The organism is Roseivirga sp. BDSF3-8, assembly GCF_041449215.1.
Lineage (GTDB): Bacteria > Bacteroidota > Bacteroidia > Cytophagales > Cyclobacteriaceae > JBGNFV01.
This window is the reverse complement of the sequence record NZ_JBGNFV010000001.1, coordinates 905,001-916,689: the sequence shown is the minus strand read 5'-3', so window position 1 is coordinate 916,689 and position 11,689 is coordinate 905,001. Positions and strand designations below refer to the sequence as shown.

11 protein-coding genes and 2 tRNA genes (1 of these 13 running past the window's edge) are annotated in these 11,689 nt (G+C 40.5%); 7 read left to right on the top strand and 6 right to left on the bottom strand.

Features of this window, described 5'->3' with window-relative positions; translation table 11 throughout:
* Nucleotides 1–9 precede the first annotated feature (9 nt).
* Nucleotides 10–936 (top strand): hypothetical protein, encoded by a 927-nt coding sequence (locus tag AB9P05_RS03625; RefSeq protein WP_371907446.1) that lies wholly within the window; start codon nucleotides 10–12, stop codon nucleotides 934–936.
* Nucleotides 937–1,071: 135 nt separating this feature from the next.
* Complete coding sequence (locus AB9P05_RS03620; protein WP_371907445.1) at nucleotides 1,072–1,761, top strand: hypothetical protein; 690 nt, start codon at nucleotides 1,072–1,074, stop codon at nucleotides 1,759–1,761.
* Nucleotides 1,762–1,802: 41 nt separating this feature from the next.
* On the opposite strand, the gene rfaD is transcribed toward AB9P05_RS03620, so the two are convergent.
* Nucleotides 1,803–2,768, bottom strand: coding sequence for an ADP-glyceromanno-heptose 6-epimerase (rfaD, locus tag AB9P05_RS03615; protein ID WP_371907444.1), 966 nt, complete (start codon nucleotides 2,766–2,768; stop codon nucleotides 1,803–1,805).
* Between the two features lie 121 nt (nucleotides 2,769–2,889).
* Here rfaD and AB9P05_RS03610 point away from each other — a divergent pair, with 121 nt between their 5' ends.
* Nucleotides 2,890–3,309, top strand: coding sequence for a 6-pyruvoyl tetrahydropterin synthase family protein (locus tag AB9P05_RS03610; RefSeq protein ID WP_371907443.1), 420 nt, complete (start codon nucleotides 2,890–2,892; stop codon nucleotides 3,307–3,309).
* 18 nt (nucleotides 3,310–3,327) lie between these two features.
* A complete protein-coding gene (lpxB, locus tag AB9P05_RS03605; protein ID WP_371907442.1) occupies nucleotides 3,328–4,431 on the top strand; it encodes a lipid-A-disaccharide synthase in 1,104 nt (367 codons plus the stop codon).
* A 7-nt stretch (nucleotides 4,432–4,438) separates the two neighbouring features.
* Here lpxB and clpX read toward each other — a convergent pair whose 3' ends face one another.
* From clpX to AB9P05_RS03580, 5 genes are all read right to left on the bottom strand, one after another.
* Nucleotides 4,439–5,671, bottom strand: coding sequence for an ATP-dependent Clp protease ATP-binding subunit ClpX (clpX, locus tag AB9P05_RS03600; RefSeq protein ID WP_371907441.1), 1,233 nt, complete (start codon nucleotides 5,669–5,671; stop codon nucleotides 4,439–4,441).
* A gap of 37 nt (nucleotides 5,672–5,708) precedes the next feature.
* A complete protein-coding gene (locus AB9P05_RS03595; RefSeq protein ID WP_371907440.1) occupies nucleotides 5,709–6,395 on the bottom strand; it encodes a ClpP family protease in 687 nt (228 codons plus the stop codon).
* An 87-nt stretch (nucleotides 6,396–6,482) separates the two neighbouring features.
* Nucleotides 6,483–7,814, bottom strand: coding sequence for a trigger factor (gene tig / locus AB9P05_RS03590; RefSeq protein WP_371907439.1), 1,332 nt, complete (start codon nucleotides 7,812–7,814; stop codon nucleotides 6,483–6,485).
* A gap of 81 nt (nucleotides 7,815–7,895) precedes the next feature.
* Nucleotides 7,896–7,977, bottom strand: a tRNA-Leu gene (locus AB9P05_RS03585).
* A gap of 96 nt (nucleotides 7,978–8,073) precedes the next feature.
* Nucleotides 8,074–8,155 (bottom strand) — tRNA-Leu (locus AB9P05_RS03580).
* Between the two features lie 316 nt (nucleotides 8,156–8,471).
* On the opposite strand from AB9P05_RS03580, the gene AB9P05_RS03575 reads away from it, so the two are divergent.
* The 3 genes in view from AB9P05_RS03575 to AB9P05_RS03565 are tightly spaced (at most 58 nt apart) and all read left to right on the top strand, a layout consistent with a single transcriptional unit that may run on beyond the window.
* A complete protein-coding gene (locus tag AB9P05_RS03575) occupies nucleotides 8,472–10,676 on the top strand; it encodes a bifunctional (p)ppGpp synthetase/guanosine-3',5'-bis(diphosphate) 3'-pyrophosphohydrolase (protein WP_371907438.1) in 2,205 nt (734 codons plus the stop codon).
* 58 nt (nucleotides 10,677–10,734) lie between these two features.
* Nucleotides 10,735–11,088 (top strand): STAS domain-containing protein, encoded by a 354-nt coding sequence (locus AB9P05_RS03570; protein ID WP_371907437.1) that lies wholly within the window; start codon nucleotides 10,735–10,737, stop codon nucleotides 11,086–11,088.
* Nucleotides 11,085–11,689 carry the 5' portion of an adenylosuccinate synthase gene (locus tag AB9P05_RS03565; RefSeq protein ID WP_371907436.1) on the top strand. 691 nt of this gene lie beyond the right edge of the window, so 605 of the gene's 1,296 nt are visible here — the first part of the coding sequence; its start codon is at nucleotides 11,085–11,087; its stop codon lies beyond the right edge, outside the window. Before AB9P05_RS03570 ends, AB9P05_RS03565 begins: the two co-directional genes overlap by 4 nt.

Genomic DNA, 11,689 nt, shown 5'->3' with positions numbered 1-11,689 from the left:
CTTGAACTGATGAATAGAATAAATAAATATCTTTTCTTTATGCTTGCTGCGGGTTTTACAACCTTCACAGCATGTCAAAATGAAGATGAGTTTCCTGTTCCAGAGTTAGACACTGTTGAAGAGGGAATCATCCCAAGAGTAAGTATTGTTGAAGGCAACTTGGGCCTTATTAACCCAAATGATTTCGACAACACTGACGTTGAGTTCACAGTTGACGCTTATTCTGATGGTTATGTAAACATTGACGAGGTTGAAATATACTTAACCTACAATGGCTTTTATATAACTGAAGACCAAAATGGCGAAGATAGCGTAGTTGAATTCTCTGAAAGAAGGCTTTACACAACTATACAGAGCGTTCCTTCAAATGTTTCTTTTGGAACCGCTGAAATTGAGTCTCTTTTTGGAGTCGATCGTGACACCTTGGATGTGGGTGAAAGCTTCCTTGTTGATTACACTTATATCACTGAATCAGGTAAGCGTATAGATCAGTGGTCTGCTGATATATGCAACGAGTCTGCTTATAATGGTACTTGTTCATTCAGCGTAGGTGTTTTCTGTCCTACCGAGATTCCTGCAGGTAATTATACTGTAACAGCTTATAGAAATCAGAACATAGCTGATCCTAGAGTGTATACAGTATCTATCACGCAAGGTTCAGGTACTACATTTGATTCCCCTAATTTAAATCTGGACTACCAGACTCCTTTCTACAGCACCTTTGAAGGTCTGCCTATTAGTGGTGGCTTCACTGATGTTTGTAATACGGTGACGTTGGATCAACCCGGTGAATTCGGTGTGATCTGGAGCGGTGAAGGTACTTTTGATCCTGTTAACAACACGATCACCTTCCCTCAGATTTCTGATCCTGGTTATGGCCAGGGTCCTTGGACCAACGCTGGTCAGGGATATGTTTTGACATACACAGGAAACTAATCCTGTACGTAATACATTATGTAAAAAGAGGTCTTATCTAAGACCTCTTTTTTTTTAGGGAAAAGCTTATTTTTGGTGTCCTAAATAAAATGAATAAGTTTTATGAAGATATTTTCACTAACTACACTATGTCTCTTGCTTGTATCTTCTGTTGGCCTTTTTGCCCAGGAGAATGATTACATGACGGATCGATTAGAGTTTTTAAGTGTTCCTACGGGTAGCATCCTCATGGGTAAATCACTTCCTCCCCCCGATACAAAAGGATCATATTTTTTGGATGATGAGTGGTCTGAGGTTGGTTCCTTAGAACTGTATGTTGGGAAGGTCATCGAAGGCGTGCAATTGAAATATAACCTTAACTCCAATCTAATCTACGTGAAGATTAAGAAGACCGATGAGAATTTCTTTCTTGAAGGTAATAAGGTTAAAAATTTCGTTTTTGGTGATGAATCTACCGGTCTCTCTAGAAAGTTCGTTAACGTTAGTGAATTAACGGATAAAGAGCCCACTGAAGGTTTCTATGAGATTTATTTTAATGGAAATCCTATGTCCATAGTCAGGGTAAACTATACCTACTTGAAAAAGGCTAACTACATGGAAGGAGCTGATATGGGACGTCGTGACAATGAAATCCTTAAAAAAATGGATTACTTCTTCTACAATGGGGAAGAAATGGTCGAAATAAAAAGTAATAAGAACCGGAACCTGGAGGTTTTCGGAGAGAAAAGAAATGAGATTAAGAAATATGCAAAGGTTAATGGTCTTGATTTAAAAGAACCTGTTGACCTGGCTAAGATTATAGGATACTATAACAACAGCCTCTGACTAGTTAGTAAAACTAGTGGATATAACCGTATAGGCATTAACTATACGGTTTTTTGTTTTAAAAGGTAATTTGTTACGTAATCTTTCACGCCGGACTCCAGACTCGTGAAAGGCTTTGAGTATCCTATAGATCGTAATTTGCTCATATCTGCTTCTGTATAGTATTGATACGTATCTCGGATATCTTTAGGCGTATCAATGAACTCTATTGAGGGGGGCAGGGTTTGAGCTTCAAATACTGCTGTAACCAAATCCAAAAACGTACGTGCTGTTCCGGTTCCAAGATTGAAAATGCCTGAATTTTTTCGATGCTTCATCAGAAACACTAATACGTCCACAAGATCCATAACATAGATGAAATCTCTCATCTGTTCTCCATCATTGTATTGAGGGTTGTGAGAGCGAAACAGGCGCATTTTCCCCGTTTCTTTTATTTGATTATAAGCATGATATACAACTGAAGCCATGCGACCTTTATGATATTCATTTGGCCCGTATACATTAAAGAATTTTAAGCCGGCCCAAAAGAATGGCTTTTCTTTTTGATCAAGGGCCCAAAGGTCGAATTCATGCTTAGATTCACCATAAGGGTTTAATGGTTTCAATTTTTTAATAGTGGATTCATCGTCTTTGTAGCCATATTCGCCAACACCGTATGTGGCGGCTGAGGATGCATAGACCAGCGGGATTTGGAATGCTATACATTTTTCCCATATCATTTTTGTGAAATCTGTATTTAATTCCCATAGCAGGGATTTGTTAAACTCAGAAGTATCAGTGCGGGCACCAATATGAAAAATGAATTCTATTTCCTCACCGTTTTCATCAATCCATTGTCCGAGTTGTGAACGATCAACCTTTTTTAGCAGTCTATTGCCCGCTAGGTTTTTGTTCTTTTCAGGGTGATCGAACTTGTCCACTGCAACTATGTGATTATAGTTTTCCTTATTTAAGCGGCTTATCAAAACACTTCCAATAAACCCTGCTGCTCCGGTGACTACTATCATTATGCTTGAATTTGTCGCAATTTCGTGAATTATTCCGTAACACGCAGTAATTCATCGCTATTCTAATTTTTTCGAATTATGGGCTGTATATTTGCGTTCTATTCGAAAATGTGGTGAAGGAATGATTTACGTAAACCGGAAAGAGCATTTCAATGCGGCCCATAAACTTTATAATCCGAAGTGGTCTCCTGAAAAAAATGAGGAAGTCTTTGGCCCTTGTGCTAATGCAAATTGGCATGGTCATAATTTTGAGCTAATTGTGACTGTTAAGGGGCTGCCTGACCCTGATACCGGATTTGTCATTGATCTGAAGAAGCTTGGCGATCTTGTTAAGAAAGAGATTATTGAACAGGTAGATCATAAGAACCTTAATCTGGATGTGCCTTTTATGCAAGACAAGATGGCCAGTTGTGAAATTCTCATCATTGAGTTTTGGTCCATTTTGTTCGATAAGGTTAAAGAGATAGCTCCTCAAGCAGCGCTTCACAGCTTAAAACTTTATGAAACCCCCAAAAACTTCGTTGAATATTTCGGCGAATAGTCTTCTTTATTTTCATTCATGAGGTATTACATTATTGCAGGAGAAAGGTCTGGTGATCTTCATGGAGGTGAATTAATTAAATATCTCATGCAGATGGATCCCGATGCTCAAATCAGAGGGTGGGGGGGAGATGGCATGAAAGCTGCCGGAATGAAGTTAGTTAAGCATTATAGGGAGACAGCCTTTATGGGGGTGTGGGAGGTGCTAATTAACCTACGAAAGATCAGGTCTTTTCTTAAAGAATGTAAAAAGGATATAAGATCATTTGCTCCCGATGCGATCGTACTTATTGACTATCCCGGTTTCAACCTCAGAATTGCTGCGTTTGCTAAATCCTTAGGGGTACCCGTTCATTACTACATCTCCCCTAAAGTTTGGGCCTGGAACACAAAACGAGCAAAGAAAATAAAGCGATTTGTAGATAAGTTATATGTCATATTCCCTTTTGAGGTCGATTTTTTTAGAAAATATGAGGTAGGGGCTATTTTTGTAGGTAATCCCCTTATATCATTGATAAATGATTATAGCCCTTCTGCTGATGCTAAAATCCTTTGTCAAAAAAATGACCAGATAATTGCTGTACTGCCTGGGAGCCGATATCAGGAGGTAAAATCGATGTTAGATGTCATGCTCCAGGTAGTAGATCAGCTTCCTGACTTTCATTTTGTGGTAGCTGCTGTTTCTAACCTACCAGTAGAGCTTTATGATGCAGCAATGGAGCATCCGTCAGTGACGGTTCTTACTGATTCAGCATATGACATATTGAGTTATTCAAAGGCAGCAATTGTTACAAGCGGTACAGCAACCCTTGAGACAGCTCTGTTTTCAGTTCCCCAGGTGGTGTGTTATAAAACTAGTGCGTTTACCTATTCAATTGCTAAAAAGGTCATAAAAGTCCCCTTTATCAGTCTGGTTAATATTGTGGCTGAAAAGGAAGTGGTCAAAGAGTTAATCCAGAACGATTTCACTCCTTCTATGATTACAAAGGAGTTACAAAGCTTAGTAGACGATACGAGTTATCGTCGAAATATGCTGAATGAATACTCGGATTTGAAGAAACGCTTAGGCAAAAAAAATGCCCCGCTAGAAGTAGCGGAGCAAATTGTTAATTCTTTAACTTAAAACAGGCCTAGGCTGCTTTAAGCTTATTGAACTTAGATTTTCTAAACTGATTAGAGGCATATTCTCTATCTACCCTTAGTTTTCTAATTTCCTTACCAGGCAGGTCAAACATTGCTTCAGTGAGAATAGCCTCACATATTGACCTCAAACCTCGGGCACCGAGTTTGAATTCTACTGCCATTTCCACTATATAATCAAGTCCGTCTTCTGCGAACTCCAATTCTATTTCCTCCATTCGGAACAACTGCTTATACTGTTTCACCAGTGCATTCTTAGGCTCAGTCAGTATTAGCTTAAGCGTTTCTGCATCCAGTGGATCAAGATGTGTTAATACCGGTAGACGGCCAATTAGCTCAGGTATAAGGCCAAAGTTTTTAAGATCTTGTGCAGAAATATACTGCAATAGGTTTTCTTTATCGATAGAACCAAGAAATTCAGATTCCTCATTCGTGGCAAAGCCGATAGGTCGTGTATTGAGTCGATTACCTATCACTCTGGCAATACCATCGAAAGCACCACCACAAATAAAGAGGATATTCTCTGTATTTACGGTAATCATTTTTTGATCAGGATGCTTACGCCCGCCCTGCGGGGGGACATTCACTGAAGTGCCTTCCAACAATTTCAATAGAGCCTGCTGAACGCCTTCTCCGCTTACATCACGTGTGATGCTTGGATTATCTGACTTTCGTGCAATCTTATCGATCTCATCGATATAAACTATACCACGTTCGGCTGCCTCTACATCATAATTAGCTGACTGAAGCAGTCTGGTAAGAATAGACTCTACGTCTTCCCCTACATAACCGGCTTCTGTAAGCACAGTGGCATCAGCAATACAGAAAGGCACCTGGAGTATTTTAGCCAGAGTACGTGCCAGGTAAGTTTTACCGGTTCCGGTTTCCCCTACCATAATGATGTTACTCTTTTCAATAACAACATCGTCTTCCTGGACTTCCTGTTTCAGCCTTTTATAATGGTTGTAAACAGCTACTGAAATTACCTTTTTCGCCTCGTCCTGACCTACCACATAATCATCCAGGTATTTTTTCATCTCCCTAGGCCGTATAAGCTTTAGCTTCGGCATAGTGCTTTGGGAGGTTGTTTTTAGCTCTTTATTTTTAATATCCAGAGCTGAGTCAATACAATCATTACAAATATGAGCGTGGATTCCCGATATAAGAAGATCAACTTCTTTTCGGCTTCTTCCACAGAATGAACAGGAAAGTTGCTGTGTCATTACGTTAGTATCTAAGATCTAATTCGTCAATATCCGACTACTGATTGCGCTTTGCCAGCACCTCATCTACAAGCCCGTAAGCTTTAGCCTCTTCAGCTTTCATCCAGTAGTCGCGATCGGAGTCCTTCTCTACTTCTTCTAAAGGTTTACCGGAATGTTGGGCAAGTATACCTAATAACTCCTTTTTAATAATTAAAATTTGTTTCGCAGTAATTTCAATGTCCGACGCTTGTCCCTGCGCTCCTCCGAGCGGCTGGTGAATCATGATCCTTGAGTGAGGCAGAGCAGCTCTTTTCTTATCAGCACCGCCCGCAAGAAGCACTGCGCCCATAGATGCAGCAAGACCAGTACAGATTGTACTAACATCAGGTCCTACAAGTTGCATTGTGTCATATATGCCTAATCCGGCATACACTGACCCACCGGGACTATTAATGTAGAGGGTAACATCTTTTTTAGAATCCACTGACTCGAGGAAAAGAAGTTGGGCGGTAATAATGTTAGAGATGTTGTCATCAACCTGCATTCCAAGAAAAATAATGCGGTCCATAATAAGGCGGGAGAAAACATCGATTTCCGCAAATCTTGTAGGACGTTCCTCAATAACAGAACGGGTCATGTTTTCAACTCTTCCAATGTAGGAGTCAACAATCGAACTGGTCAGACCTTGTCCTTTGACAGCGTATTTACGGAATTCTTCTCTGCTGATTTCTTTATCGAACATTTTGGTAGTGTTACGTGAGTATCTTGGCAAAAATAAAAAAAAGCCCTTCTGTTGAAAGGACTTTTATATTAACGTAATGCAAGTATTTTAGTTTGCCGCTTCTTTTTGAAACTCTTCGGCGGTCACATCTTTCTCGTTGATTTTGACCTTTTCTTTAATTAATTCGAAGACCTTCTCTGTTCTCGCTTCATTGAAGACCCGCATATAATTCTGTCCGTCTTCCCCTTTCAGATAGTTGTCGGCAAAGGCGTCCATATTAGCCTCCATCGCAGGGTTAGCCATGCCTCCCAGCTGCTGACGAATCATATCCTTCGCCTTTTCCATTACATCTTCATGCTCTACTTTGACCTCATAGTCATCAGCAATTTTGTTCCGGATTAGCGTCCACTTTAGGTCTTTTACATAAAGGTCGAAATCTTTATCGATATCCTCTTCAGTAATTTTGCCTTCGTTGGTCGCTAGGAGCCATTTTTTAAGAAAATCTTTAGGAAGTTCCATCTCTGTTGAATCCACCATTTTTTCGCGGATCTTATACTCCAGATAGCCTTCCGTTTCCTTAGAATAATTGCTCTCCAGAATTTCCTTTACCTTCTCTTTAAACTCTTGCTCAGTTACGGCGGTGCCGGGGCCTAAAATCTTATCGAAAAATTCCTGATCAAGATCTGCAGGTTCTGTACGATTGATATTTTCAACCTGGAAAGTGAAGGTGCCTTTAAGATCACTCACTTCATCGTCCTGCTTGTTGGTAAGGGCAGCCACATCTTCATCGCTCTTAAAAGCTTTTCGGAGGTCAAACTCAATGACATCGTCTTTCGACACGCCAATGAATTTTCCTTGTTCTTTCATTTCAGCCTTAGAGATGTTGAGAAGAGTGTTGGTGTTAAATTCACCGTCTTTTTCTATCAATTCACCATATAGCAGGTCACTCTCCTCACTTTTTTCAGGATTAGTCATTTTGCCATATTGCTGGCGCAGGTTATCGATAGTTTCATCAATCGTAGCGTCATCAACTTTGATCGAGTAGCGGGTAACCTCCTGGTTTTCAGAAAGGTCATATTCAAAGTCATCAGCGAGACCTACCTCATATGTAAATGAAAACTCTGTGTCATTTTCCCAATCGATAGATTTAGCTTTTTCCAAGTCGGGTAAAGGTTCACCGATTACCTTCACCTCATTTTCACGGATATAATCAGTTACCGCCTTATTCAGGATATTATTTACTTCTTCTACTAATACAGACTGTCCGTACATTCTTCGTACAACCTGTACTGGAACCTTGCCGGGTCTGAACCCTTTCAGGTTCATTTTCTTGCTGTATTCCTTCAGCTTAGCTTCAACCTGTGGTTTGTAGTCTTCTTCTTTAAGGACCACGTCTAGCGTTGCCTCTGTGTTCGACTTTTTATTCAGATTAATGTCCAAGGCAGTAAAAATTATAGGTCTGTAAATACAAAAACCCTCAATCCAAATAACCTGTATCGAGATCGAGGGTTCTTTTTATTGTGCGGATGGAGGGACTCGAACCCCCATGCCTCGCGGCGCTAGATCCTAAGTCTAGTGCGTCTACCAATTTCGCCACATCCGCTATCGGTCAAATCGGACGGCAAATTTAAGGAATAAGTTTTTTAATTACCTAAAATTCCGTCAAATTTTTAATAAAAAAAGGAGCTCTGCTCCATTGTGCGGATGAAGGGACTCGAACCCCCAAGCCTTGCGGCACTAGATCCTGATTCTAGCGCGTCTACCAATTTCGCCACATCCGCGTCAATTGAGGCACAAAGATACGTGCACCTATTTTAATCTCCAAACAAATAATTCTAGATTTTATATCCTCAATAGGCTGTGCTAAATAAGCTTGGCAGCTCTTCAATTTCTTCTGGATAGTTAGTATTTTAATATCAGCCAATTCAGTAATACCGAACTGATTTTACCTAAGGGAAGCAAAGTTTCACCTATTATTCCAGCCACCTGCTAAACTTTTTCAAATTTTCCGCCTTGGAATTACTATTGGTTTCGATAGAATAACCATTTTGCTCCTAAAATTTACGTAAACCGTATTAGTTGGATATTGACGACCGTATGATCACAGTCGATATAGAAGAAGAGAAAAAAGAAATTCTGCGCAGGTACCGCAGACTACTCAGAAAGGCCAAGCCTGTTTTAAAGGATGGGGATGCCAAAATTATTAAAAAGGCATTTAACACTTCGGTAGATGCGCATAAGGATATGCGTAGAAAAAGCGGTGAACCCTATATCTACCATCCCATAGCCGTTGCTCAGATTTGTGTCGAAGAGATCGGCCTTGGTACCACTTCCATTGTTTCTGCCCTGCTTCATGATGTAGTAGAAGATACTGAATACGAACTCACAGATATAAATAAAGATTTTGGACCTAAGGTGACTAAGATCATTGATGGCCTTACCAAAATCAGCGGAGTTTTTGAACATGGTAGCTCTCAGCAAGCAGAAAACTTCCGTAAGATGCTTCTTACCCTGTCGGAAGATGTTAGAGTTATTCTTATTAAGCTGGCAGATAGGCTGCACAATATGCGTACCCTTGAAAGCATGCCCAGGCATAAGCAGTTAAAAATTGCCAACGAAACCATTTACCTATATGCACCCCTTGCTCACCGGCTTGGACTGTATACTATCAAATCTGAACTTGAAGATCTTTACCTTAAATACTCGGATGAGGATACCTATCGTGAAATAGCCCAAAAAATAGCGGCGACAAAGTCAGCCCGGACTCGATTCATAAAAAACTTTATAAGCCCTATTCAAAAGGAGATAAGTAAGCTTGGTTACCCCTTCCTGATCAAAGGAAGGCCTAAATCCATCTTTTCTATTTGGAATAAAATGAAAAAGCAAAATATCCCTTTTGAGGAAGTTTATGACCTTTTCGCTGTCCGGATCATTCTGGAGACTGATATAGAGGTAGAAAAGGCCGCATGTTGGCAGGTATACTCCATTGTCACAGACTATTACAAACCCAACCCAGACAGGCTCAGAGACTGGATAAGTACCCCGAAGGCTAATGGCTATGAATCATTACACACTACTGTAATGAGTAAGGCAGGCCAGTGGGTGGAAGTTCAAATCCGTACCAGACGGATGGACGAGATAGCCGAAAAGGGTTTTGCCGCACATTGGAAATACAAAGAAAATGCTTCGCAGAGGAGTGGTTTGGAAGAATGGATATCCAAGGTAAGGGACATGCTTGAACAATCGGAAACGTCGGCTATTGAATTCGTTGACGACTTCCGTAGTAACCTGTTTAATGAGGAGGTTTTTGTGTTTACCCCGAAAGGTGACTTGCGCACCCTTCCGCATGGGGCGACTGCCCTCGATTTCGCCTTCGATATACATACCGAGATTGGGGCTAATTGCTTGGGGGCGAAAGTAAATCAGAGGCTGGTGCCTTTAAATCACATTCTGAAAAATGGCGATCAGGTAGAGATACTCACTTCTAAAAAGCAGAAACCTAATGAAGACTGGCTGAAGTTTGTGGCTACTAGCAAAGCCAGGAGTGCTATTAAAGATGCCCTAAAAGAAGAAAAGAAGGCCAGTGCTTCTGAAGGCAAGGATATAGTAAGGAGAAAGCTAAGGCAGATGAAACTGCCTATGAATGATGTTACCCTTAATCAGATGCGAGCCTTTTTCGAGCAAAAGACCGTGCTCGATATGTATTATAAAATAGGTAAAGGCAGTATTGACCCCACTCATATTAAGAAATTCAGAGAAGTCCGGGAAACAATAGATAAGAACCCTGCCCGTGAAATTTCTGATGCGAAGACCTTCAAAAAGGAGATTAGTAAAATTAAGGGTGAAGACCAGGACTCCCTGCTTATTGGAGAGGATATGGATATTGTCGACTATCAGTTGGCAAAATGTTGTAATCCCATTCCTGGAGATGATGTATTTGGTTTCGTCACAGTCAATGAAGGAATAAAAATTCACAGGACAACTTGCCACAATGCAGCCGAGTTATTATCCAAATATGGCTACCGTGTCGTCAAGGCGAAATGGATGAGTCAGAAAGAGATAGCTTTTTTGGCAGGTCTCCGGATTATTGGCACAGATCGGGTTGGCTTGATAAATGATGTGACGGAAGTCATCTCGCATGAGTTGAAGGTTAATATGCGGTCCATTACGATAGATTCCGATAGCGGTATTTTTGATGGCACCATAATGGTATTCGTTCAGGACACCAAACACCTCGAACTACTTATCAAAAAACTGAAAAAAGTACCCGGGGTAGTTAAAGTTAGCCGTGTAACCACGTGACAAATTTTCTTCCCTATATTTGTATGGCTGAGTTCAGCTATACAATTGGGTAAGTAGTATGAATTTTTCTACCAAGGTAAAGCAAAACGTATTTTTCGTCAGATATGAGGGAGACCTTATAGGCCCGGAACAAAATGAAGACCTTAATCGCCTGATTGAGGAACAGATTGCGGCAGGGGTTTTAGCATGTGCTATTGATATTTCTGAGGTTAGATATATTAATAGTACCGGTATAGCCATGCTGCTGGTTTTGCTTACCAGGTTTAGAAATAAAGGTGGAGAGGTTTTACTTATAAACCCAAGTCAGCATGTACAAAAGCTCTTGATCATTACTAAGCTAAACGCAATTTTTACAATTGTATCTAGTGAACAGGAAGCTATTGACACTCTTCTAAAAATCAACAAACAATGAGCGTAGACGTATTACTCGGACTCCAGTGGGGAGATGAGGGAAAAGGTAAAATTGTGGATTTTTTAGCTCCGCAATATAATGTGGTAGCCCGTTTTCAGGGAGGACCTAATGCCGGCCATACCTTAGAGTTCGATAATATCAAGCATGTTCTTCATCAGATACCCTCGGGAATTTTCAGAAAGGACATCACCAATATAATAGGTAATGGGGTTGTACTGGATCCGGTTATTCTTCGTAAGGAAATTCAAAACCTGGGGAAATTTAACCTTGACCTAAAGTCCAACCTCCACATTTCTAAGAAAGCTCAGTTAATAATTCCTACACATAGATTGCTTGACGCGGCTAACGAAAAAGCAAAAGGCGATAAAAAAATAGGAAGCACCCTAAAGGGCATCGGACCGGCTTACCAGGATAAATATTCCCGGCAAGGTTTGAGGGTAGGAGATATTGTGTCTTCCGGTTTTCAGGTTAAATATAAGACTCTGGTACAATCTCATGAAGCCATGCTGAGGTTTCTAGAGTTTGAGTATGACTTGCCGGCATTGGAGAATGAATTCTTTAATGCTATTGAGTTTCTTTCGCAATTTAAATTAGTCGATTC

What these genes read in the sequence shown, in the direction of transcription:
- AB9P05_RS03610 (WP_371907443.1), top strand. Translation starts at nt 2,890, where the DNA reads ATGATTTACGTAAACCGGAAAGAGCATTTCAATGCGGCCCATAAACTT.
- AB9P05_RS03570 (WP_371907437.1), top strand. Translation starts at nt 10,735, where the DNA reads ATGAATTTTTCTACCAAGGTAAAGCAAAACGTATTTTTCGTCAGATAT.
- AB9P05_RS03595 (WP_371907440.1), bottom strand. Translation starts at nt 6,395, where the DNA reads ATGTTCGATAAAGAAATCAGCAGAGAAGAATTCCGTAAATACGCTGTC.
- AB9P05_RS03625 (WP_371907446.1), top strand. Translation starts at nt 10, where the DNA reads ATGAATAGAATAAATAAATATCTTTTCTTTATGCTTGCTGCGGGTTTT.
- AB9P05_RS03575 (WP_371907438.1), top strand. Translation starts at nt 8,472, where the DNA reads ATGATCACAGTCGATATAGAAGAAGAGAAAAAAGAAATTCTGCGCAGG.
- lpxB (WP_371907442.1), top strand. Translation starts at nt 3,328, where the DNA reads ATGAGGTATTACATTATTGCAGGAGAAAGGTCTGGTGATCTTCATGGA.
- clpX (WP_371907441.1), bottom strand. Translation starts at nt 5,671, where the DNA reads ATGACACAGCAACTTTCCTGTTCATTCTGTGGAAGAAGCCGAAAAGAA.
- rfaD (WP_371907444.1), bottom strand. Translation starts at nt 2,768, where the DNA reads ATGATAGTAGTCACCGGAGCAGCAGGGTTTATTGGAAGTGTTTTGATA.